The organism is Actinoplanes sp. NPDC051537 (genome assembly GCF_055586105.1).
Map to the genome: position 1 here is coordinate 156,729 of NZ_JBVJIU010000002.1, position 22,417 is coordinate 179,145.

A 22,417-nucleotide genomic window follows, 5' to 3' on the forward strand; every position below is an offset into this window, starting at 1 on the left:
CTCCAGGGGGAGATCGGAGATCGTCAGCTTCACCCTGGCCTGACAACGTTGTCAAGAAATGATCTGGAAATCTGCCCGTCACACTTCGGCGAGGGCCGTCAGCGCGGCCAGCGAGCGGGTCACGATCTCGCGCTGCGCGGGCAGCCGATGCGCCTCGCGGTCGGGGATGCCGACCTCGACATCGATGTCGGTGTCCTCGCCGTCGGCTCGCAGGCGCCACCGGAACGAGAGGTCGGAGACCAGGCAGGAGATGGTCACCCCGCCGCCGGCGCGGTCCTCGGCGATCTGCTGTCGCATGGGGAAATCCGGATAGCCGTCCGGCCACATCGTATATTCGCCGTCGCTGCCGGTCGCGACCTTCTCGATCCCCACCCACCACTCCGGGAATCGGGCCGGGTCGTGCAGCAGCTTCCACACCTCTTCGACGGGGGCGTGGGCGTGCGCGGTCAGGGTGAAGTCGGGCATCTGAGCTCCTCCTCAATTCGTTCGAGCTCCCGTACGGGCTCGACGAGTCCGGCCACCGGCGGGCGGCCAAGGTCGAGCAGGGCGGCCGTGTAGCCCTCGGCCGACGCGCCGGCGGGCATCGCTCGCCACCCGGCGGCCGACTCGGCGAACCGCCGGCGGGCCAGCGGCTCGTCACCGCGCGCCCGGGCGATCAGCGCCTGAACCCAGGCGATCCGGGGCACGAGGGCCCACGGCTGATCGGCCCGGCTTACCGGCTCGAGCACGGCCGCCCGCAGCGCGGCCGTCGCGGCATCCGGATCGCCGAGCCGGGCCAGCGCCTCCGCCCGGTAGAGGCCGGTGGTGGGCCGGCTGACCGCCGCGCCGGCGTCCAGCGCGGCCCCGAGCAGCCGGGCCGCCTCCCGCGGATCGCCGCAGGCCAGCGCGACCAGGCCGGCGTCGTGCGCCGCCACCGCGGCCAGGGCCGGCAGGTCGAGCCGGTCCGCGAGGTCCTGCTCCCGCCGCGCCGTCGCGGTGGCCTCGGCGTGCCGGCCGAGCCGCGCCAGGATGTGCGCACGGCCGGCCAGGCAGCTGATCAGCAGCGGCGGGATGGGTTCGGTGGCGGCCACCGCCCGGTCCGCCAGCTCGAGCGCCCCGCCGTAGTCCCCGAGGCAGCACAGGGCACAGGCGGCGTTCACCCAGACCGCGTACGCCCGGCCCGGCGTGGTGACCGGGCCGGCCTCCCGGGCCAGGGCCGCGGCATCGGCGAACCGGCCCTGGCGGATCCGGCCCTGCATCCGGATCTCCACGATGTCCTCGGCCGCCTCCGCCGGCAGCGGAGCCGGTCGTGACTCGGCCTCGGCCAGCAGGCGCTCGGCCTCCGCGGGATCGCCCGCCACCGCCTCGCCCCAAGCCAGCCCGATCAGCGTCTCGGCGCCGGCCTCCCCCGGCGAGGCGTCCCGGGCGGCCAGGTACGCCCGCCGCGACTCCTCCGGATGGCACACCACGGTCCGCAGCTGGCGGCCCCGGCGGCACCAGGCGCCCGGCAGGTCGGCGCGATCCAGATGGGCCAGCGCCTGCGACCACGCGGTCTCCATCTCGGTGCGCCGGTTCAGCCAGGCCCAGATCTCCTCGGCCTCCAGCCACAGCCGGCCGTCCCCGGGCGTGAGCGCGAGCGCGCGCTCGAGGAACCCGGCCGCCTCGGTCAGCGCGCCGACCGTCCGCGCGTACGCGGCCGCCGCCGCCCACGACCGGGCCGCCTCCGATCGCCGTCCGGCCCGGTCGAGGTGCCGGGCGATGCCCGCGTGATCGGCCGGATCCAGCGCCGTCGCCACCCGCTCGTGCAACCGTTCCGGCCCGGCGAGATCGGCGTAGACGGCCTCCCGCAACAGCTCGTGCCGGAAGCCCAGGCGTCCCTCGCGCCGCGCCAGCAGCCCGGCGGCGCCGGCGGTCTGCTCGGCCGCCCCGACGTCGTCCACCCCCAGCCGGTCGAGCTCGGCGCTGGACAGCGGCCGGCCCGCCGTCGCCAGCAGATGAACCAGGCTCCGCGCGGCCGGCGGCAACATGCCGGCCGTGGCCCGGATCGCGTGCCGCAGGTTCGGCGGCGGGCCGGATCCGCCGGAGGACAGCACCCGGGCGCTCTCCACCGCCAGCAGCGGGTTGCCCTCGGCCGCCGCGACCACCTGCCGCACGGACGTCTCGCCGTCGACGAGCCGGGCGGCCAGGGCGGCCACCTCGGCGTCGGTGATCGGGCCGATCGTCAGCTCGGTGACCGGCACGTCGCGCCCGGCCAGGTCCCCGAGGACCGCGTCGAGCTCCGCCCGCGGCGGCTGATCCCGCCGGGTGAGGACGAGCAGGATCGGCAGCCGGCCCACCCGCCGTCCGATGTGCGCCATGAGCCGCAGACTGGGCCGGTCCGCGCGGTGCGCGTCGTCCATTGCCAGCAACGCCGGCCGGTCGGCGCATGACCACTCGACCAGGCGCAGCATCGCCTCGAAGACCCGGAGCCGCTCGATCTCGGGCGCGCGCACGCCGGGCGGTTCGGCCGGCCGGCCCAGCCCGGCGCCGAGCCCGGGTGCCAGCCGGTTCAGCTCGACCGGCCACGCGGCCGATCCGGGCGGCCGCACCGCGGTCGCGACCAGCGTCCGGGCCAGTTCGAGCCAGACACCGTACGGCGTCTCGCCCACCACGTCCGAGCCGGCGCCCACCGCCGTCCTCGCCCCCGCCCGCTCGGCCCGGCGCACCACCTCGGCCAGCAGGCTGGTCTTGCCGATGCCGGCCTCACCGGTGAGCACGACGACCTGACCGGCGCCGGCGGCCGCCGCCCGCCACAGACCGGTCAGCCGGCGGATCGGCTCGGCCCGGCCGAACAGCGAGGGCCGGTCCGGCGCCGCGGCCGGGCCGCCGAGGCGCGCATGGGCGGCCCGGGTCGCGGGCGACGGCCGGACGCCCAGTTCCGCGGCGAGCCGCTCGGTGAACTCCCGCGCCGCCCGCGTCGCCCCCGCCGCGTCGCCGGACTCGACCAGCTTCTCCAGCAGCAGGCGATGCGCGGGCTCGTCCAGCGGGTCCAGCCGGGTCAGCTGCCGCGCGTACCGCACGATGTCGCCGTCCGGCCCCTCGGCCAGCCTGGTCAACCACCCGCGCAGCCGGTCGCGGTAGTCCCGGCGCGCCTGCTCGGCCCACTCGTCGTCGATCTCCGGCAGCAGCTCGCCGCCGCACTCGGCGCCGGTGTCGTGCAGGGCGTCCACCCAGATCTCGCCGGCCGCCAGGCCGATCTCCTGCCGGGTGGTCACCAGGCCGCCCGCCGCCGGACCCCACGACTGCCGGATGGCCCAGACCGCGGTCCGCAGGTTCGCCCGCGCGCCGGCCTCGGGGCTGTCGGGCCACAGCCGGGCGGCCACCCGGGACCGGAGATGAACGCCGGGATGCAGCGCCAGCCAGCCGACGAGCGCCCGCGCCCGTTCGCTCGACGGCATCGCGAGCCGCCGGCCGCCGTCCTGCGCGGTCATCTCTCCGAGCAGCCGCAGCCGCAACATCGGCCCAGCGTATGCCCGTCCGGACCGGCTTTGACGCTGCGTTGACGATGTTCCGACGCTTCCCGGCGCAGTCTCGGCGGCGAATCACACCTTCGATAGCTTCGACCGAGGAGCCTCCGATGACCAGCACCGTTCCCGACATCAAAGCCCTGGCTCACGCCATCGAGTCCCGCGACGCCGACGCGATCACCGCCTGGTACCACCCCGACGCGGTGCTGACCCTGTTCGACCGCGATCACCCGCCGTCGGCGCCGCTGGTGTTCACCACCGCGCAGGAGATCGGCGCCTACTACCGCGACGTGTGCGGCCGCAACATCGCGCACGAGGTCCGCGACGCCGTCATCACCGCCGACGGCCTCGCCTACACCCAGCACTGCCGCTACCCGGACGGCGCCGGCGTGGTCTGCGTGACCGTGGCCACGCTGGTGGACGGCCGCATCACCGGTCAGACCGGCACCCAGGTCTGGGACAGCTGAGCCACGCGGGCCTCCGATCAGAGCTGCGGCGGTGACCGGTAGCCGCCGGTCACGGCCGCCATCCGCGCGGCGAAGTCGATCGCCGTACGGTCCTCGAGAGAGGGGCCCACCACCTGGATGCCGACCGGCAGGCCGCCCGCCGACAGCCCGACCGGCGCGGACACGACCGGCAGGCCGACCAGGGAGATCGCCTGCGCCCAGCGCACTTGGTCCCAGTACGGCGCGGGAGCGCCGTTCACGACGATCCGCCGGGCGTCGGGGTCGGGGCCGTGGTCGTGCGGGATCGCGGTGATCGGCGCGACCGGGCACAGCAGCACGTCGTAGTCGCGGAACATCCGCGCCCACGCCGCGGTGAGCGCGAGACGCCGCTCGTGGGCGAAGCCCAGGTCGCGCGCCGACGCGGTGACGTGCCGGGCCCACCGGACCCGGGGCGTGTCCGCGCCGGACCGGGCGACGGCGGTCAGTTCGTCGAACTCGGCCTGCTCGAGACCCATCGCCACGACCGGCTGCACCAGCCGCTGGAAGAGCTCGGCGGATTCCCGCAGCTCCACCGGCCCGGTGTGGTCGTCGACCCGGACCCCGTCGGCGCGCAGGGCCGCGACCGTCTCACGCAGCACGGCCAGCACGCCGGCGTCGACCGGGCAGTACGGGTCGTCCAGCCACGCCGCGACGCGATATCCGCTCAGCCGATCCGCCCGCGGCGCCGGCAACGACAGCCGCCAGGCGACGGCGCGCTGCTCGTCCGGCCCGGCCAGCACGTCGAGGGCGAGCGCCAGGTCGTCGGCGCCGCGGGCCAGCGGCCCGACGACGCCCATGTCGGCCTCCTGGTGGGCGCCGGGCGGCGGCGGCAGGTGACCGAGCGTGGGAACCAGGCCGAACGACGGGCGCAGCCCGTAGACGCCGCAGTAACCGGCCGGCATGCGGATCGAGCCGCCGAGATCGCTGCCCAGATCCAACGCGGTCTGCCCGGCCGCGACCGCCGCGGCGGGACCACCGGAGGATCCGCCGGGCGACCGGGCCGGATCCCACGGGTTGTTCGTCGTGCCGAAGACCTCGTTGTACGTCTGCGCCTCGCCGGCCCAGGCCGGCGTGTTGGTCTTGCCGACCACGATCGCCCCGGCCGCGCGCAACCGTGCCACGGCCGTCGCGTCGCGCTCGGGCACGTGGCCGGAGAGCTCCGGCACGCCGCAGGTCGTCCGCATCAACGCCGTCTCGAGGCTGTCCTTGACCGTGACCGGCAGCCCGTGCAGCGGACCGACGACCCCGCCCCGGGCCGTGGCCTCGTCGGCCGCGGCCGCCTCCCGCCGGGCCCGCTCGGCGTCGACGGTGACCACCGCGTTCAGCCGGGGGCCGTCCCGCTCGATCCGCCCGAGACACTCCTCGAGCAGCTCACGGGCCGAGACCTCCCGGCGGCGCAGCCGGACGGCCAGCCGGCTTGCCGTCTCGAAGGACACGAATAGACAGTAGAACAAGCTCCCCCGGGCGCCGACCTAAGCTCATGGTCATGACTTCCCTTGCTGCCCGTACGATCGCGGCCCTGCGAGCCGAGCACGAGGTGCTCGGCTCGGCGGCCGCCTCCTTCTCCCCCGACCAGCTGAAGGGGCCGTCCGGCGCCTCCGACTGGACCGTCGCGCAAGTCTTCTCCCACCTGGGCAGCGGCGCCGAGATCACGCTCGCCGCCTTCCGCGCCGGGATCGGGGAGGCGGAGACGCCCGGCCCCGACTTCAACGAGCGGGTCTGGGACCGGTGGAACGCCACCGCCCCGGAGGAGCAGGCGTCCGGCTCGATCGCGTCGGACGCGAAGCTGGTGGCCGCCCTCGAGGCGCTCACGCCCGAGCAGCACGAGTCGATCGCCATCAACCCGGGCTTCCTGCCGCAGCCGGTTCCGCTGGCCACGTTCGCCGGCCTGCGGCTGAGCGAGGTCGTCCACCACAGCTGGGACATCCGCGTCGCGGTGGACCCGGCGGCGGCCCTCACGGCCGGCGCGGCGCAGCTGCTGGCCGAGCATCTGACCGGCGGCTTGGCGTTCTTCCTGGGCTTCATCACCAAGCGCGACGCCGTACGCGAACCCGCCGTCGTCGCGATCGACGGAACCCCGTACCGGATCGTCCTCGACGACCAGCCCCGCTTCACGGTCGAGCCGGCCACCGTCACCGCGACCTTCGCCGGCCCGCTCGAGTCGGCGCTGCGGCTGCTGGTCGGCCGGCTCGCTCCCGAGCACACCCCCGCGGGCGTCACGGTGACCGGCAACATCACCCTCGACGAGCTACGGGCGGCGTTCCCCGGCTTCTGAGCCGGCGCCCGCTCGTATGAGCCGAGCGCCGCCTCCACGTCGCCGGGGTACGCCGCGATGGCCGTGCCGAGCTCCGCCGCGTCCTGCATGGCCAGGTTGGCGCCCTCGCCGTCCGGGGGCGCCAGGTGCGCGGCGTCGCCGATCAGTGTCACGCCCGGCGTCCGCGCCCAGCGCAGCCCGACCGGCAGCCCGAAGTGCGGGCGGTGTACCGGCGCGCTCGACGTAGGCGTGCAGCGTGCCGTCCGCCTCCCGGTGCACGTTGATCTGCTCGCCGCGCAGCACCTCGGGCCGCCCGCCGCCGCCGTCGTCGTGTTTGTCGAACAGCACCGTCCCGTCCCGGTCGAGTCCCCGGTACGCCTCCCGGCCCTCGAGGACCGCGGCCCGGAACTCCGCCGTCAGCCCGGCCGCCGCGAGCGCGGGCTGGCCGTTGTAGTAGTGGATATCGAGCATCCGGCCCTGGGCCCGCGCCTCCGGCGACGGCTCCGCCTCGAACACGATCGCCGCGATGCCGTTGACATGCAGCACGCGGGCCAGTGTGAGACCGCCGACGCCGGCGCCGATGGTGGTGACCGGAGTGTTCATGGTCGCTGACGCGGCGATCCCCCATCCGGGGTCATCTCGCGAAAGCGGCAAACACCCCATATCTCCGGCCCTACATTGGCTGCGTGAGCGACGTCCTCGAACGCAAGGTCCTGAAACCAGACCCGGGGATGATCAAGAGCCTCGGCGCCCACCACACGCTCGAGTCGGCGGTCGCCGACCTGATCGACAACGGCATCGACGCCGGCGCCGACCGGGTCCTGGTGCGCTTCGACACCGACGGCGCGCACCCGGTCGGCCTGCACGTCGCCGACAACGGCCGCGGCATGGACGGCGTCCAGGCCGACGAGGCGATGCGGCTGGGGCGGCAGCGCGACTACGGCGCCGCCGAGCAGGGGCACTTCGGCATCGGGCTGAAGGCCGCGTCGTTCAGCCACGCCGACACCATCACGGTCGGTACCACGCCCCGGCCCGGCGAGCGGCACGGCCGGCGACTGCGGCGCGGCGACGTCGAGCACGACTACGGCTGCGACGTCCTCGACCCGGCGACCGTCCAGCTCGACGCGCTGCTCGCCCGCGTGGACGGGACGACCGGCACGGTGGTCAGCTGGTCGGACACCCACTTCCCGCGGGCCGGCGGCGCCGGGCTGGGCAACTGGCTCGAGGACGCGCGCACCCGGCTCGGCCAGCACCTCGGGCTCACCTATCACCGCCTGATCGAGAGCGGCCGGCTGCGGATCGAGGTCGAGATCTTCGACCGGGAGCTCGGCCGGGCCGGCATCCCCGAGCCGGTCGCCGCCATCGACCCGCTCGGCTTCGCCGCCTCCGCCGTCGCCGGCTATCCGCGCACCCTCGTGGCCCGGCTCGGCGCCGACCGCGTACGCCTCGGGTGCCATGTCGTCCCGCCTCGGTCGAGCGGGCCGAACTATCGCCTGTACGGCCGGGACGGCGCCGACTTCCAGGGCTTCTACATCTACCGGCACGACCGGCTGCTCCAGGCCGGCGGCTGGAACCAGGTCGTCACCGCCGAACGCACCCGCGCGCTGGCCCGGGTCGTGCTCGACGACTACGACGCGCTGGCCGGCCACGTGCGCCTGAACCCGGAGAAGAAGGGCATCGTCTTCTCCCACGACCTGCAGGGCGCAATCGCCCGCGCCGAGTCGTTCGCCGAGTACCTGACCGACGCCGAGACCGTGCTTGCCGAGTCGCGCAAGCGCCAGCACAAGCGGCGGCCGGTCGCCGAGCCGTCCAAGGGGCTGCACGAGGACGTCCGGCGGGTCATCCGGGCCGAGATCCCGCTGCGCGACGAGGAACCGGTCGAGATCCGCTGGGACGCCCTGCCCGCCGGCCGGTTCTTCGAGCTCGACCGCGCGGGCCGCACCATCTACCTGAACAAGCAGTACCGGCCGATGCTCACCGGCGGGGTCACCGGCCTCAGCGACGCGCCGCTGGTCAAGACCCTGCTGTTCCTGCTCACCGAGGACCACTTCAAGGGCCGGCAGTGGGGTCCGCGCGACAAGGACCTGCTCGAGGTGTGGGACGCCGTCCTCAGCGCCGCGGTCCGGGCCGAGCACGGCTACCGGGACGGAAACCGCCGATGAGCGCGCCCGTGGCCGAGCGGCACCTGTCCCGCGAGGCGCTCGCCGACTACCTGGCCGGCGCGCCCGCCGTCATCGGCGTCCCCGGCACTCCCCCGTGTCGCATCGAGTTCGACCCGCCCCGCCGCGAGATGGCGCTGCGCACCCCGCACGACGGCCAGGAGCCGCCCGACCTGTCCACGTACGAGCGTGTCGAGGCCCGGATCGTCACCGACGGCGGCGCCCGATGGACCGAGCTGCTGATCCGGTACGGCGACAGCGAGTACGAGGCGTACCTGCTGCTCAGCGACGTGGCCGACCTGATCCAGCAGGACCGGCTGCCGTTCGGGGCGGCGGCGCTCTCGTCGCTGGCCACGTTCGGCGACCTGCTCACCCGGGCCGGCGCTCTTTCGACCGAGAAGCAGACCGGCCTGTACGGCGAGATGCTGTTCCTCGAGGCGACCATTCCCGTGGTCGGCCCCGAAGCGGCGGTGCAGGCGTGGAAGGGCTTCGCCCCGAACGAGCACGACTTCGTGTTCCCGCAGGCCTGCTTCGAGGTCAAGACGACCCGCACGGAGGCGCGCCGCCACACGATCGGCGGCCTGGAGCAGCTGCAGCCCACCCCCGGCATCCCGCTGTGGCTGGTGTCGGTGCAGATCACCGCGGCCACCCCGGCGGTCGGACGCAGCCTGGCCGACCTGGTCGACGACGTCCGCGCCGCGGCGGGCCCGGCGGCCGGCGCGCTCGACGTGGCGCTCGGCCATGCCCAGTGGCGGGAACGGGATCGCCCGCTCTACCGCGAGTGCCGCCGATTGCGGAGCACGCCCGCGGCGTACCCGGTCGATGAGAACTTTCCGGTGCTCAACCGCGACGTGATCAAGCGAGGTTGCGCCCGGCCGTCTTTGATCATCGGCGCGACCTACGCGATCGACGTGACCACCCTCGAGCCCGGGCGGCCGCCGTCGCCGGGCGATGCATTCGTGTCGGGAGACGCTCGATGACCGTCGACGCGTGGGAGCACGCCCTCGACATCGCCGTGCCGAGCCTGCGCAAGAACGGGCCGTCGGCGCTGCTCAAGGCGATGAACGCGTTCCTCGACGACGACCTGCCGCCGATCGCCGAGCCCGAGCTCGACCGGCTTCTCGACGCCCGGACCCAGCAGAACAGCGCGGCCGTACGCCATCTGGCGCTGCTCCTGGCCGACTGGGATCTCGCGGTCGGCCCGCCGTGGCCGTCCGGCGACACGTCACCGCGTACGGTCGAACGCCGCCGTTGGGTCTATGGCCGCCTTCGTCTCTCGGCCGCCGCCGCCGACCGGCTCGACTTCCTCGCGCCCGTCTCCGTCGTCAAGCCGCCCGGGCCCATCAACGAGGAATGGGAGCCCTGGTACGAGGGCGAGCGGGTCGACCAGTGGGCGTTCTACTGGCCGCACTACCGCGACTACCTGCTCGACAAGCGCGGCTGGCACGGGGACACCGTCGCGAGCCTGGACGAGGCGACGGCCCGGGTCGTCCGGCGGCTCGCCGACCCGGCCAAGGCCGGCCCGCCCGAGCAGCTGCAGAAGAAGGGGCTCGTCGTCGGCTTCGTGCAGAGCGGCAAGACGGCGAACTTCACCGGGGTCATCGCCAAGTCGATCGACGCCGGCTACCGCCTCGTCATCGTGATGACCGGGACCATCGAGCTGCTGCGCTCGCAGACCCAGCGGCGCATCGACCGCGAGCTGGTGGGCCGGGAGAACCTGCTCGAGGGCGTGGAGAGCGAGGCGGCCAAGGAGTTCGACTACGCCGACGACGAGGAGTGGGCGAACGACGAGTTCGTCCGGCACGGCGCCGGCGACTACCCCGCCATCGAGCGGCTCACCCTGCTCAACAAGGACTTCGACCGCCTGACCGCGGGGCCCGGCACGATGAAGCTCTACCCGAAGGACCCGGGCAAGCCGTTCTTCGATCCGGCCAACCTGCGCTCCGCGCCCGTACGCCTGCTGGTCGTGAAGAAGAACGCCCACGTCCTCCGCAAGCTCGCCACCGACCTGGCCAAGGGCAAGGACCTGGACCAGCTGCCCACCCTGATCATCGACGACGAGTCCGACCTCGCCTCGGTCAACACGAAGAACCCGGCCCGGACCAAGGAACGCACCGCCATCAACAAGGCGATCGTCGACCTGCTCCAGCGGCTGCCGCGAGCGCAGCTCGTCATGTACACGGCCACGCCGGCCGCGAACGTCTTCGTGGACCCGGGAGCCGAGGACATCTTCCCGCGCAACTTCATCCTGCCGCTGGCCGAGCCGGCCGGCTACATGGGCGTGCGGCACTTCCACGACGTCGACTGGAACAGCGAGGACCCCAAGAACGACCCGGCGACCTCCAACGAGGTGGCGTACGTGCGCCCGGTCGGGCCGCCGCCGTCGTCCGAGGCGGACCGGCCGCAGCGCGAGGCCGAGATGCGGACGGCGCTCGACTCCTTCGTGCTCGCCGGCGCCGTCAAGGTGTTCCGCGAACAGGCCGGGGCGGCCCGGTACCGGCACCACACGATGATGGTGCACGAGGCGGTGCGCAACGAGGAGCAGGGCGACATGGCCGACCTCGTCCGGGGGGTGTGGACGCAGGCCGGCTACAGCTCGCCGGCCGCGCTCGACCGGCTGAGCGCCTTGTGGGAGTCGGACTACCGGCCGGTCTGCGTGGCCCGGTCCCAGGGCTACCCGGTGCCGGCGTCCTTCGACGAGCTGATCGGCCCGATGGGCGAGGCCTACCGGCGCATCCGCGAGGTCGGCGACCCGGTGCTCGTGGTGAACAGCGACGAGGCCGTCCAGAAGAACCAGCAGGCGCTCGACTTCGACCGCAACAAGGTCTGGCGGATCCTGATCGGCGGGGCGAAGCTCAGCCGCGGCTTCACGGTCGAGGGCCTGACCATCTCCTTCTACACCCGCAAGGCGCTGCAGGGCGACACGCTGATGCAGGCCGGCCGCTGGTTCGGGTTCCGGCCCGGCTACCGCGACCTGGTGCGCCTGTTCATCCGCCGGGACCCGCCCGGCACCCCGAATCCGGTCGACCTCTACGAGGCGTTCGAGGGGCTGATGCGCGACGAGATGTCCTTGCGCGAGCGCCTGTCCGAGTACGAGTCGATCGGCGAGGACGGCGCCGCGTCGGTGATCGAGCCGTGGCAGGTGCCGCCGCTCGTGAGCCAGCATCTGCCGTACCTGAAGCCCGCCGCGCGTACCAAGATGTTCAACGCCGTGATCAAGTCGGTCGGTGAGTCGGGCACCCTCAAGGACCGGTACGGCGTGCCGGCCCGGACCGACCTGGCCGGCAAGCGCGCCAACTACGACCTGATCGTCCCGCTGCTGGCGTCCGTCGAGTCCCGGCGTTTCGTCTCGAGCCGGAGCAGCCTGACCAATGTCACCGGCTTCGACGCCCGGATCACCGAGGTCAAGGCCGACCAGTTCGTCCAGGTCCTCGAACAGCTGCGCTGGAACGACCGCTTCCGCGAGGTGATCGACCCGGTCGTGCTCTTCTACCGCCGCCTGCTCGACAAGGGCCGGCTCGACAGCGCCGTCATCATGTGGCCCCAGGTGACGAACGCGGCGCAGTTCGAGCTCCCCGACCTGGGCTTGACGCAGGCGATCAACAAGCGCCGGCGCAGCGACCGGCCCGACACCTTCCCCGGCAGCGACCCCAAACATCGGGCCGCGCTCGAACGCATCGCCGGCATGGACACCGGCATTCCCGACCGTGCGGCGGACGAGCTGCACGAGGACCGCCGGGCGGGCATGCTCGTCTACCTCACGCTGGACCTCGACACCTGGCCGGCACCAGGTTCGCCGGTACGCAAGGAAGACGTGGTGCCGCTGCTGTCGCTGGTCGCCCCGGCGAAGTCGACGCCGAACGGCCGCCCGGTCATCGAGTGGACGGTTCGCGGCAAGAAGGGCGAGGCCACGGTCGACGCCTGACGCAGTAGGCCCGGGAGCCGCCGCCCGCGAAAGAACTCCCGGAGCGCTCTCCTCACGGTTGCCGTACCGGGCGCTCCCTGTCGCCCGACCACAACGTTTGATCGGTCATGGCGAAACGACAACGCCCTGATTGCCGCCGATAGAGCGCGCCGATCGGCGGATCTCACCCTTCCCTTTCGGAGCCCTCGCGGGATCACAGTGTGAAAGGGCGACCGGCGACACCCGCCATGAAGCAGGGCCAGGCATTCCCTGACCCTGCCAGTCCTCAGTCGGTGATGACGATGACGCCCGACGGGGCGTCCAGTAGCTCGACAGTACGCTCGGCTGCCCGGTCGATCTGGACGCGCGGTTCGGCCGGCAGTTGGTTCTCGTTGTAGGTGTTGGGGCCGTAGAACTGGCCGTAGCTCAGCACGACGCCGCCTTCGGCGAGTACGGAGCGCTCCAGTTCCCGTACAGCCTGGGCGTCGGGCCCGGCGGGCAGCTGCCAGGCCACGGTCTGGGCCAGGATCCGAGGGGATCCGCTCTCGCGGGCTGCTTGGATCAGGTTCCGGTTTCCTTCTGTACGGATGCGGGCGTTGCGCTCCGCGTGGGCACCGATGCTCGCGGCGTCGTCCGGCAGATCAGTCAGCTCGTTGAGGACAGTGTCGGGTTCGAAGTCCCTGACCGCTTTGATCAGAGCGTCCCGGTCGAAGACGTCGCAGATGATTGGTTCGGCGCCGAGCTCGCGGATCTGCCCAGCCTTGCCGGGTGAGCGGGTCATGCCGCCGACGACGTAGCCGGCCTTGACGAGCAGGGGAATCAGTCGCAGTCCGATCACGCCGGACGCCCCGGCGAGGAATACGCGCTGCTGGTGGTTGGAGGACATGTGTCGGCCTTTCCTTCGTGACGGGTACGCCGCATCAGGTGTTGTGCGGCGAGGCTGAGCAGGGCGAGAAACACGACCGCGGCGCTGTACCAGCCGACGGTCGGCACGGTGCCGAGCACGTCGGTGAGGACCCCGGCGATGACCACGGGCACTCCGAGTCCGAGGTATGAGACGACGTAGATCGCGGCGACGGCTCCGGCGCGCTGGTCGGGGCCGACGAGCGGGATCATCAGGCCGAGCGCGGCGGTGAAGGCCGCTCCGAATCCGAGGCCGGCGATCGCCTGTCCGGCGAACATGGTGGCGAGGCTTTCGGCTGCGGCGCCGACGGCGATGCCCACCGGGCCGACGACCGTAGCGATGATGCCGGCGGTGATCGCGGTACGGGGGCGGATGCCGGCCAAGGCGAAGCCAATGATCACTGCCACGGCCGGCGCGATGAATCCGGCGAGGCCATCGAGCAGGCCGCCGAGGAACACGCCGAGGAAGTCGCGCGCTGCGGCGCGGGCGGTCGCCGGGTCGCGTTCGAGCACGACGGCCTGGTAGGGGGCGATCAGCGGTCCGTCGCCCAGATTCTTGCGCGCGGCAGCGGTGTAGTCCGGGGTGACCATGAACGGGTGGACACCGGCGGTACGTTGCCCGGCGAGTTCGGTCAGCCTGGGCCCGAGGGCTGCCAGCAGTCGCTCCGCCGTCGGTACCGGGGCTGGCGCCCGGTCGAGCGCATCGAGGTAGCGGCCCATGTCGGCCAGTGGCCGGTACGGGTGGCCGGCGGCCTGCGCGGCGGCGGGATCGCTGACGCCGAGACCAAGCAGGTGCCGGCGAGCGTAGGTGTCTTGCAGGCGTGCATGTCCGGCGGCCAGCTCACCCGCCGAGTGTCGCCAGATGCTGGCGACACCGATGGCGACGGCCAGGCGGCGGGTTGCCCGCAGCAGCCGCTCGGACTCGGCGAGGATGTCGCCGCCACCCAGGCCGGGGAACCACAAAGCGCCCCAGCCAAGGTCGTCGAGTTCGGCGGCGGCGTCGGCGATCTCGTGCGGATCGGCCGTGCGTAGCTCGATGCTCCAGATACCGGTCGATCCCAGCAGCATGAACGGGTGTCCTTTCGAGGGGGTTGTCACCGGAGGACGCGGCGACGGGGGCGGGCCTCGTCTCCGCGCGGCGGTCAGATCTGATTGCGTCCGCCGTCGACGAACAGCTCGATGCCGGTGATGAAGCTGCTTTGGTCGGAGGCGAGGAACAACGCCGCGGCGGCGACCTCATCGGGGCGGCCGATGCGGCCCAGCGGGATGCTGCTGGCCAGGTAGGCCTTGAGTCCGTTGGCCTCCTCCTGGCTGGGCATCAGACCGTCGATGCCAGGGGTGTCGATGGTGCCGGGGCTGATCGCGTTGACCCGGATCGAGCGGCCTTTGAGCTCGGCCGCCCAGGTGCGGGCGAACGAGCGCACCGCTGCCTTGGACGCCGCGTAGACGCCGAAGGCCTCGTTGCCGACCGTGGCGGCGGTGGACGACTGCAGGATGATCGATGCGCCGTCGTTGAGCAGCGGCAGTGCCTTCTGCACGGTGAACAGCATGCCCTTGGTGTTACCGCCGAACGTCTCGTCGAAGTGCTTCTCGGTGACCTGCTCCAGAGTCGAGAACTCCCCGCCGCCGTCGTTGGCGAACAGCACGTCGATACGCCGGTTGTCATCGGCCACCGTCGCGTAAAGGCGGTCCAGGTCGCCGAGGTCGGCGACGTCACCGCGCACCCCGATCGCACCGTGCCCGACCGTGGCGACGGCGGCATCCAGGACGTCCTGGCGGCGCCCGGTGATGTAGACCTGCGCGCCCTCGGCGGCGAACCGCTGCGCGGCGGCCAGGCCGATACCGGTGCTGCCCCCGGTGACGATCGCGGTCTTGCCGTCAAGCTGACCCATGATGAGTGCCCCTCTGTCCGGCGCTAGTTTTTTAGCGCTCGCTAAGAAACTAGCGAGAGTGGGCACGCCGGTCAAGGGATACGGTGATGTGACCTGCGCCCGGCGGTCGGCGACGGCCGGTACGGCGATGGCGTCGGCGCCCTTCGGGGGCCACGGCGAGCAGCCGGCGCTACGCCCGCCGCCCCTTGCTGGCCGGCGGCGAGGCGACTCGGCGATTGGCGCCAGCGGCGATCACGGGCGACTGCTACCCGGTACGCACCTTGTTGCTGCGGCAGATGGCGTAGGCGGACTGTCGGCTTTCTCGGAACAAGCGGGTTAGCGATCGGATCCAACGCCGCCGAGTCAGCGATCCCTGATCAGCTGGCCGGTCGCTGAGGCCACACGGCCATGGCAGTGTCCGCGATTCCGTGTAGCTGCTCCCGAGTGGCCCCGCTTGCGGCCTGAACCGCAATCCCTTGGTAGATCGCGGTGAAATACCGGGCAAGGCCATCAGCGTCGGTCTCCATCGGAATCTCAGCCTGGGCGCGTGCCCGCTGCAGCCGCTCCCGTAGCGCCAGCTCACCTGCCGCCCGCCGTGCCGTCAACTCGTCACGGGCGGGCTCAGCCGACGGCGAACAAGCCAGCGCGCCCTGCACGGTGATACATCCCCGCGGATGGTCCGGATCGGTGGTCGCATCTGCCGCCCCGTGCAGCAGCGCCTCCACCGCCTCCCGCGCCGTCGGCTGCTCGAACGCCTTACGGATGTATCCGGCCGGCCCGTCCGCATAGCGGTCCAGTACCTTCACGAACAACTGCTCCTTGTTCCCGAAGGCGTTGTAGAGACTCGGCGCGTTGCTGATCCCCATCGCTTTGGTCAGGTCGGAGATCGCGGTGCCCTCATAGCCTTGGCGCCAGAACACCTCCAACGCCCGATCGAGAGCCACGTCACTGTCGAAGGAACGCGGTCGTCCGCCTGCCATGATCCTCCTCTGGTCCGGCCCCGTATTTTAGTAAGCACTAAACTACCGCGCGTCGGGTGCCGGATCCGACACCCTTCACTGAACGCAGGCGATACCCCCTGAATGACCCGCACGAATCACGATGACGCGGCGAAGCCGGGCACACCATCAGTTCCGTAGCCATCGGCGCCGACCGCGAAGTCAACTGGCCGACTCGCGATCGGGGGCAGCGAGGCCGTCGGCGGTGCCGTAGGTGACGAAGCGGCCGCCGTCGGCAACCGCGTCCAAGGCGGCCGTGCCGAGCGGCCCTCCCGCCCCGTCGTAGACCAGCGCGGCGCCACCACCGGTCGCCTCACGCACCCGTCCGATCCAGTCCCGCCGCGTGTAGTCGATGGCCACCTCCGCACCCAGCCGGCGGGCCAGTGCCAGCTTGGCGCCGCTGGACGCGGCGGCCACCACCCGGGCTCCGGCGTCGACGGCAAGCTGAACCAACAAAGATCCAGCTCCGCCGGCAGCCGCGGAGACCAGCACCCATTCCCCCTTCTCAGGCGCGCCCAGCCGGTCCAGGCTGAGCGCCGTCACGCCGTCGTGCACCAGCGCCGCGGCCGCCTCGATGGCCAGGCCGTCCGGCACCGGCATGATCTCCTCAACGCCTGCGACGACCCGTTCGGCGTAACCGGTGCTGGTCCGTACGACCACCCGCCGACCGGTCCATGCCGGGTCCACGCCGTCCCCGGTCTCCACCACCTCGCCCGCTCCGCCGCCACCCGGCACGTACGGCAACGTCCGCGGGAAGAAGTCCTGTCCCCAGCCACTGCGCAGCAGGGTGTCGAGAAGAATGACATCCGCGGCCGCCATGCCGACGACAACCTGGCCCGGCCCAAGCACCGGATCCGGCAGTTCCGCGGGCAACAGCACCTCCGGACCACCGAACGCAGCCACCTGGATTGCGCGCATGCGTAACACCCCTCACGTGAGACAACATCCCGGCCAGTGTTCAAGCTGAACCATGGTTGAGGTCAACACGCGCGCTCAGGCAAGCCCACCACCGACTGGTGACTTCATGAACAGGCGCGCGGATCTGCCGCGATCCGGAATACCGGAAGGCTCTGGCCGGCTTGGAGGCGGTGTCCTGGGACTAGGGGTCGGCCGGGCGGACGTGGACGTCTGGGAGGAAGGCGACGGGGACGCTTGGTCAGCGCAGACACCGAGCGAACAGGACGTGCTGCGGCCAGCAGGCCGACGGAGCGTCGACCCCACAGATCGACACATCGGAGATCCACGCCGCTGGTCTTTTCGACACCCTCGTGAGGGATTGCGAACCATAACGTGCCGCGGCGGTCCGGCTGCGCCGGCAGCTTCGGGAACGGTCGGGTGGCCGGCGCGGTCGATAGCGTCCGGTGCGGCGGAGACGCCCGGGAATGGCGGGAAACACCCGTAGACGCGATCCCCGCGAATATTGATTCGATACCGATCTAGGCCTTCCGCTCGTCACTCATCGATGCCTACGTTCCAAGGCGGCCCTAACCGGGCCACTTTGCATCCGGGCCGGGCCCGCATTCACCGGCGGCGCCGGCGTGATCACCCCCGGGGGGAAATCGATGCGCAAAGTCGTAGTGGGATTGCTGGGCCTGAGCCTGGCGTCGGGATTGGGCGTCTCGCTCAGTCCGGCCGCCGTGGCCGCCCCGCCGGTCGACAGCCCGGCCGCCGCCGTCCCCTCCGTCAAGAATGGATCCGAGGCGTCCAGCGACGAGCTCGTCGGACCGCTCGAGCAGAAGCGCCGGGCGCTGCGGGAGAAGGCGGTCAGCGACGTCGTCTCCGGCCGTGCCAAGCCCGAGAACCGCAACGGCAGCCAGGTCGTCAAGGTCGGCCAGGCCGCGGGCGGCGGCGCGTTCGGCCGGGAGTCACGCCAGCGCCACGGCGCGCGGGACAACCGTGACCAGTACGTGGAGCTGGCCCGCGAGAAGACCGACCGGATCTTCGTGATCCTCGCCGAGTTCGGCAACGACCGCGATCCGCGGTTCCCGGACCGGGACACCGACCCCACCACGGCCGGGCCGCAGCGGTTCGACGGCCCGCTGCACAACCAGATCCCGCAGCCGGACCGGGCCCTCGACAACACCACCGTCTGGCAGGCCGACTACAGCCGTCAGCACTACCAGGACCTGTACTTCGGCAAGGGCCGGAACACGCAGTCGGTCAAGACCTACTACGAGACGCAGTCCTCGGGGCGCTACAGCGTCGACGGCACCGTCACCGACTGGGTCAAGGTCAAGTACAACGAGGCCCGGTACGGCCGGTCCGGCGACGACCCGGCCGACGCGAACGGCGACGACCCCAACGTCTGTGCCGGCAACGTCTGCAACACCACCTATGACCTGGTACGCGACGCCGCCAACCAGTGGGTCGCCGACCAGGAGGCGGCCGGGCGCAGCCGGGCCGATGTCATCGCCGAGCTCAAGACGTTCGACCAGTGGGACCGGTACGACTACGACGCCGACGGCAACTTCAACGAGCCCGACGGCTACCTCGACCACTTCCAGATCGTGCACGCCGGCGGCGACGAGGCCGACGGCGACCCGTACCAGGGCGAGGACGCCATCTGGAGCCACCGCGCCTTCGCGTACGGGGACGACGAGGGTGACCGCGGCCCGACCGGCAACCTGCTCGGCGGCACCGAGATCGCCGACACCGGCCTGTGGATCGGCGACTACACCATCCAGCCCGAGAACGGCGGCCTGAGCGTCTTCGTCCACGAGTACGGCCACGACCTGGGCCTGCCGGACGACTACAACGTGCTGACCGGCGGAACCAACAACAACGAGTACTGGACGCTGATGGCGCAGAGCCGCCTCAACGGCGCGGGCGAGCCGCTCGGCACCCGTCCCGGCGACATCGGCGCCTGGAACAAGCTGCAGCTCGGCTGGCTCGACTACGAGACGGTGGTGGCGAAGCAGAAGCGCACGCTCACCCTCGGGCCACAGGAATACAACAGCAACAAGGCTCAGGCCGCGGTCGTGGTCCTGCCGAAGAAGACGGTCACCACCGAGTTCGGCGCACCATTCAGCGGCGCCAAACAGTATTTCTCCGGCAATGCCGACGACCTGCGCAACTCGATGACCCGGCAGTTCGACCTGTCCGGCACGACCGCGCCGACGCTCAGCTTCAAGGCGCGGTACAACATCGAGGAAGACTTCGATTATCTGTACGTGCGGGCGTCGCTCGACGGCCAGAAGTGGACGGCCCTGAACGGCACCATCAACGGGCAGCCGTTCACGCATGACGGCGCCAACCCGCCGCGTCCGGCGATCAGCGGCAGCACCGACAATGAATGGGTCGATGTGTCGGTGCCGCTGAGCGCGTACGCCGGGCAGAATGTCTATCTGCAGTTCTACTACCGCACGGATGGCGGCTTCTCGGCCGGCGGGTTCTTCTCCGACGACCTTCAGGTGGCCGACGGCGGGACCGTGCTGTTCAGCGACGACGCCGAGGCCACCACCTCGCCGTGGACGCTGCGCGGCTTCTCCACGGTGGGCACCAGCGCGACCGGTCAGTACGACAACTTCTACATCGCCGGGCACCGGACGTACGTCTCGTACGACCGGTACCTCAAGACCGGGCCCTACAACTTCGGCTTCCTCAACACCAAGCCGGACTGGGTCGAGCACTACTCGTACCAGACGGGCGTGCTCATCTCGTACTGGGACACCTCGCAGGTCGACAACGACACCAACTGGCATCCGGGCCAGGGCCGCAACCTGTACATCGACGCGCACCCGCGCCCGTTCTACCGGCTCGACGGCCTGCCGTTCAGCGCCCGCATCCAGGTCTACGACGCGCCGTTCGGCCTGCGCAAGGCGGACTCGATGACGCTGCACGTCAACGGCCAGGCGTCCTACGTGCGAGGACAGGCCGCCCAGCCGCTGTTCGACGACACCCAGAAGTACTTCTACGACGAGTTGCCGAACCACGGGGTCAAGCTCCCCGCGGTCGGCGTGAAGATCCGTGTCCTGGAGGAGAACGGCACCTCCGCCAAGATCCGTATCTCGTAACTCGCTACGACGGCGGCCCGGGAACTGCTGGTTCCCGGGCCGCCGTGAACGCCGGAGTGAACGCCGGCGTGAATGCCGAGGCGAAATCGCGGGCAAATCCGGAAATGTCCCGCTCCCGGCCGGTGATCGCCCGAACCTGGTCCGTCGCCCGTTCGAACCCGCCGGCCCGGATGAGGCCGAAGACGCCGCCGAGCTGGGCGGCCAGCCAATCCGGCAGCCCCGCGCCGGTGAACCGGGGCCGGGCCTGCTCCTCGGTCAGGTCGGCGAAGCGGACGGGACGCCCGGTCGCCTCCGCGAGGGCGGCCGCCACCTCCGCGAAGGTGACCGCCGAGGGCCCGGTGAGCTCGTACATCCGGCCCACATGCCCGGATTCGAGCAGCGCGACGGCGGCGACGGCGGCCACGTCCCGGATGTCGACCATCGCGACCCGGCGGCCCGCGGTGGGCGCGTACAGCGTGCCCGTCGCGGCGACGCCCTCGGCCACCATCAGCAGGTTGGTCATGAAGAACGCCGGCCGCAGCGTCACCGCCGGCACCCCCGACCGGCTCAGATGGCGCTCGATCTCGCCGTGCCAGCGGAAGGCGGGCAGCGCCGAAGCCGGGTCGGCGTGCATCGCCGACAGCTTGACGATCCGTTCGACGCCCAGCGAGGCGGCCGCGTCGATCACGGCGGTCTCGTGCGCGACCTTGCGGGGCCCGTCGGCGGCGCAGAGATAGACGCGGTCGACGCCATCGAGCGCGCGCCGCACGGACGCCGGGTCGTCGAAGTCGCCGGTGGCGAGCTCGACGCCGGCCGGGAAGGCCGCGGGTGAGCGGACGAAGGCGCGGACGGTCGCCCCGCGCTCGTGCAGCTCGCGGACGACGTGGGTGCCGACGGCGCCGGTGGCGCCGGTGACGAGGATGCGGGTCATCGGTTTTCCTCTCGATCGGGCGCCGGCGGGATGTTGTGGCCGGCGCGGAAGAAGTTGCCCGGGTCCCAGGCGCGCTTGACGGCGGTCAGCCGCGCGTAGTTGCCCGCGGTGAACGCGTCGCGGGTCCGGGCCGGATCGGTGAGCAAATTCAGAAAAGCGCCACCCGTCGCGTACGGCCGGAGCCGCCCCGCCAGGCGGTCCAGTGCCGCGTCGGCCGCCGTCCGGTCGTCGAGCGAGGGCGGATAGGCCGCCACCGCCATGACCGAGAACTCCGTGTCGCGATGCCCGGCGGGACCGGCGTCCGGGCCGGGATCGGCCATCGCGCCGCCCCAGTGCCGCATCTCGGCGAAGGCGAGCGGGGAGTCCGGGGCGCCCGCCTCGACGATCGCCCGCAGAGCGTCGTCCGGCATCGACCGGAACAACTCGGTGTCCTGCCGGTTCGCCATCGGCGGCGCGTCGGGGCCGTTGGTGGCCGCACCGGCGTCGGGGAACGGGCGCGGGCCGAACGCGTCGAGCAGCGGCGGCCCGGCCGCCGCCAGCAGCGGGGCGAGGACGCGCGGGCCGTCGTCGCCGTGATGGAAGGCGCGGATGGCCAGCACCCGCCGCCCGCGCAGCGCCTCCGGGATCCGCGGCGACGGCGGGAGGCGGATCAGCAGGACCGCCGTGTTCATCCCCCGCGGCTCGCCGGCGGCCCAGTCGCGGTAGGCGGAGAACACCTCGGGCGCCCGCTCCGGCGGGTACAGCGACATGCCGGAGAAGACCTGCCGCACCGGGTGGAGGCGGAACGTCAGCGAGGTCACGATGCCGAAGTTCCCGCCGCCGCCGCGCAGCGCCCAGAACAGGTCGGGGTGCTGCCGGGCGGTCGCGGTCAGCGCGACGCCGTCCGCGGTGACGACGTCGGCGGCGACGACGCTGTCGGCGGCGAATCCGAACGTCCGTGACAGCCACGACTGGCCGCCGCCGAGCATGTAGCCGGTCACCCCGACCGTGCCGCACCGGCCCGCGAGGCCGGCGAGGCCGTGCGCGGCGGCGGCGCGGTTCACGTCCGTCCAGAGCGCGCCGGGGCCGACCCGGGCGAGCCGGCGAGCGGGGTCGATCGCGACGCCGGTCAGCGCCGTCGTCTTCAGCAGAAGGGCGCCGTCGGCCGGCGTGACGGCGCCGTGGCCGGTCGCCTGCACCGCCAGCGGCAGGTCCTGCTCGCGGGCGGCGCGGACGGCGGTTCGCACGTCGGCGGCCGAGGCGGCGGCGACGATCTGCGCCGGGTGGGATGCGAAGGTGCGGTTCCAGCCGAGCCGGTGTTCGTCGTAGCCGGGCTCGCCGGGCCGGAACCGGTCGCCGTCGAGCCGGGCGAGGATGTCGTACGTGGTCATGCACCCGAAGCTAGGCGGCACCCGGCGCGGGACGGTTGCGTCCTGGATGTGGCCGGGATGTGGCC

General features: G+C 72.2%; 15 protein-coding genes and 2 pseudogenes. 6 read left to right on the plus strand and 11 right to left on the minus strand.

The genetic code is table 11. The features are described 5' to 3' along the window. Positions 1–78 precede the first annotated feature (78 nt). Both ACZ6TB_RS04535 and ACZ6TB_RS04540 read right to left on the minus strand, forming a co-directional pair. Entirely contained in the window at positions 79–465 is a 387-nt protein-coding gene (locus ACZ6TB_RS04535) for an SRPBCC family protein (protein ID WP_465550552.1), read from the minus strand. Next, positions 447–3,476: an ATP-binding protein gene (locus tag ACZ6TB_RS04540; RefSeq protein WP_465550554.1), complete on the minus strand. Its 3,030-nt coding sequence runs from the start codon at positions 3,474–3,476 to the stop codon at positions 447–449. Before ACZ6TB_RS04540 ends, ACZ6TB_RS04535 begins: the two co-directional genes overlap by 19 nt. 119 nt (positions 3,477–3,595) lie before the next feature. Between ACZ6TB_RS04540 and ACZ6TB_RS04545 the strand changes: the two genes are divergently transcribed. Further along, complete coding sequence (locus ACZ6TB_RS04545) at positions 3,596–3,952, plus strand: nuclear transport factor 2 family protein (RefSeq protein ID WP_465550556.1); 357 nt, start codon at positions 3,596–3,598, stop codon at positions 3,950–3,952. A 17-nt stretch (positions 3,953–3,969) separates the two neighbouring features. Here ACZ6TB_RS04545 and ACZ6TB_RS04550 read toward each other — a convergent pair whose 3' ends face one another. Continuing rightward, positions 3,970–5,406 carry an amidase gene (locus ACZ6TB_RS04550; RefSeq protein ID WP_465550558.1) on the minus strand — a complete coding sequence of 479 codons (1,437 nt, stop codon included), beginning with the start codon at positions 5,404–5,406 and terminating at the stop codon, positions 3,970–3,972. Positions 5,407–5,456: 50 nt separating this feature from the next. Between ACZ6TB_RS04550 and ACZ6TB_RS04555 the strand changes: the two genes are divergently transcribed. Further along, positions 5,457–6,245: a maleylpyruvate isomerase N-terminal domain-containing protein gene (locus ACZ6TB_RS04555; RefSeq protein ID WP_465550560.1), complete on the plus strand. Its 789-nt coding sequence runs from the start codon at positions 5,457–5,459 to the stop codon at positions 6,243–6,245. Positions 6,246–6,340: 95 nt separating this feature from the next. Here ACZ6TB_RS04555 and ACZ6TB_RS04560 read toward each other — a convergent pair. Continuing rightward, positions 6,341–6,397 (minus strand): annotated as a pseudogene (locus ACZ6TB_RS04560) (hypothetical protein); the annotation flags it as partial. 513 nt (positions 6,398–6,910) lie between these two features. On the opposite strand from ACZ6TB_RS04560, the gene ACZ6TB_RS04565 reads away from it, so the two are divergent. Genes ACZ6TB_RS04565 through ACZ6TB_RS04575 form a run of 3 tightly spaced genes read left to right on the plus strand, consistent with a single transcriptional unit; the run spans position 6,911 to position 12,308 of the window. Beyond that, positions 6,911–8,386, plus strand: a complete 1,476-nt coding sequence (locus ACZ6TB_RS04565; RefSeq protein WP_465550562.1) for an ATP-binding protein — start codon at positions 6,911–6,913, stop codon at positions 8,384–8,386. Further along, positions 8,383–9,363 carry a PD-(D/E)XK motif protein gene (locus ACZ6TB_RS04570; protein WP_465550564.1) on the plus strand — a complete coding sequence of 327 codons (981 nt, stop codon included), beginning with the start codon at positions 8,383–8,385 and terminating at the stop codon, positions 9,361–9,363. The genes ACZ6TB_RS04565 and ACZ6TB_RS04570 overlap by 4 nt, the downstream gene beginning before the upstream one ends. Beyond that, positions 9,360–12,308 (plus strand): Z1 domain-containing protein, encoded by a 2,949-nt coding sequence (locus ACZ6TB_RS04575; RefSeq protein ID WP_465550565.1) that lies wholly within the window; start codon positions 9,360–9,362, stop codon positions 12,306–12,308. The genes ACZ6TB_RS04570 and ACZ6TB_RS04575 overlap by 4 nt, the downstream gene beginning before the upstream one ends. A gap of 265 nt (positions 12,309–12,573) precedes the next feature. Here the strand turns inward: ACZ6TB_RS04575 and ACZ6TB_RS04580 are convergent, their stop codons facing one another. From ACZ6TB_RS04580 to ACZ6TB_RS04600, 5 genes and pseudogenes are all read right to left on the minus strand, one after another. Continuing rightward, positions 12,574–13,173 carry an SDR family oxidoreductase gene (locus ACZ6TB_RS04580; RefSeq protein ID WP_465550567.1) on the minus strand — a complete coding sequence of 200 codons (600 nt, stop codon included), beginning with the start codon at positions 13,171–13,173 and terminating at the stop codon, positions 12,574–12,576. Further along, positions 13,122–14,258 (minus strand): LLM class oxidoreductase, encoded by a 1,137-nt coding sequence (locus ACZ6TB_RS04585; RefSeq protein WP_465550569.1) that lies wholly within the window; start codon positions 14,256–14,258, stop codon positions 13,122–13,124. The genes ACZ6TB_RS04580 and ACZ6TB_RS04585 overlap by 52 nt, the downstream gene beginning before the upstream one ends. 74 nt (positions 14,259–14,332) lie before the next feature. Continuing rightward, the gene (locus ACZ6TB_RS04590; protein WP_465550571.1) at positions 14,333–15,082 is read right to left on the minus strand and encodes an SDR family oxidoreductase; all 750 of its coding nucleotides are present in this window, start codon (positions 15,080–15,082) and stop codon (positions 14,333–14,335) included. Positions 15,083–15,438: 356 nt separating this feature from the next. Further along, positions 15,439–16,041 carry a TetR/AcrR family transcriptional regulator gene (locus ACZ6TB_RS04595; RefSeq protein WP_465550573.1) on the minus strand — a complete coding sequence of 201 codons (603 nt, stop codon included), beginning with the start codon at positions 16,039–16,041 and terminating at the stop codon, positions 15,439–15,441. Positions 16,042–16,224: 183 nt separating this feature from the next. After that, a pseudogene (locus ACZ6TB_RS04600) lies at positions 16,225–16,977 on the minus strand (zinc-binding dehydrogenase); the annotation flags it as partial. Positions 16,978–17,636: 659 nt separating this feature from the next. Here ACZ6TB_RS04600 and ACZ6TB_RS04605 point away from each other — a divergent pair. Further along, positions 17,637–20,072, plus strand: a complete 2,436-nt coding sequence (locus tag ACZ6TB_RS04605) for an immune inhibitor A domain-containing protein (RefSeq protein ID WP_465551421.1) — start codon at positions 17,637–17,639, stop codon at positions 20,070–20,072. 4 nt (positions 20,073–20,076) lie between these two features. Here ACZ6TB_RS04605 and ACZ6TB_RS04610 read toward each other — a convergent pair whose 3' ends face one another. Together ACZ6TB_RS04610 and ACZ6TB_RS04615 are read right to left on the minus strand one after the other, a co-directional pair. Then, positions 20,077–20,982 carry an NmrA family NAD(P)-binding protein gene (locus tag ACZ6TB_RS04610; RefSeq protein WP_465550575.1) on the minus strand — a complete coding sequence of 302 codons (906 nt, stop codon included), beginning with the start codon at positions 20,980–20,982 and terminating at the stop codon, positions 20,077–20,079. Then, positions 20,979–22,352 (minus strand): FAD-binding oxidoreductase, encoded by a 1,374-nt coding sequence (locus ACZ6TB_RS04615; RefSeq protein WP_465550577.1) that lies wholly within the window; start codon positions 22,350–22,352, stop codon positions 20,979–20,981. The genes ACZ6TB_RS04610 and ACZ6TB_RS04615 overlap by 4 nt, the downstream gene beginning before the upstream one ends. Between the last annotated feature and the right edge of the window lie 65 nt (positions 22,353–22,417).

Coding starts and splice junctions, on each gene's coding strand:
- ACZ6TB_RS04540 (WP_465550554.1), bottom strand. CDS start 3,476: ATGTTGCGGCTGCGGCTGCTCGGAGAGATGACCGCGCAGGACGGCGGC.
- ACZ6TB_RS04580 (WP_465550567.1), bottom strand. CDS start 13,173: ATGTCCTCCAACCACCAGCAGCGCGTATTCCTCGCCGGGGCGTCCGGC.
- ACZ6TB_RS04610 (WP_465550575.1), bottom strand. CDS start 20,982: ATGACCCGCATCCTCGTCACCGGCGCCACCGGCGCCGTCGGCACCCAC.
- ACZ6TB_RS04590 (WP_465550571.1), bottom strand. CDS start 15,082: ATGGGTCAGCTTGACGGCAAGACCGCGATCGTCACCGGGGGCAGCACC.
- ACZ6TB_RS04570 (WP_465550564.1), top strand. CDS start 8,383: ATGAGCGCGCCCGTGGCCGAGCGGCACCTGTCCCGCGAGGCGCTCGCC.
- ACZ6TB_RS04615 (WP_465550577.1), bottom strand. CDS start 22,352: ATGACCACGTACGACATCCTCGCCCGGCTCGACGGCGACCGGTTCCGG.
- ACZ6TB_RS04595 (WP_465550573.1), bottom strand. CDS start 16,041: ATGGCAGGCGGACGACCGCGTTCCTTCGACAGTGACGTGGCTCTCGAT.
- ACZ6TB_RS04575 (WP_465550565.1), top strand. CDS start 9,360: ATGACCGTCGACGCGTGGGAGCACGCCCTCGACATCGCCGTGCCGAGC.
- ACZ6TB_RS04585 (WP_465550569.1), bottom strand. CDS start 14,258: ATGCTGCTGGGATCGACCGGTATCTGGAGCATCGAGCTACGCACGGCC.
- ACZ6TB_RS04535 (WP_465550552.1), bottom strand. CDS start 465: ATGCCCGACTTCACCCTGACCGCGCACGCCCACGCCCCCGTCGAAGAG.
- ACZ6TB_RS04555 (WP_465550560.1), top strand. CDS start 5,457: ATGACTTCCCTTGCTGCCCGTACGATCGCGGCCCTGCGAGCCGAGCAC.
- ACZ6TB_RS04545 (WP_465550556.1), top strand. CDS start 3,596: ATGACCAGCACCGTTCCCGACATCAAAGCCCTGGCTCACGCCATCGAG.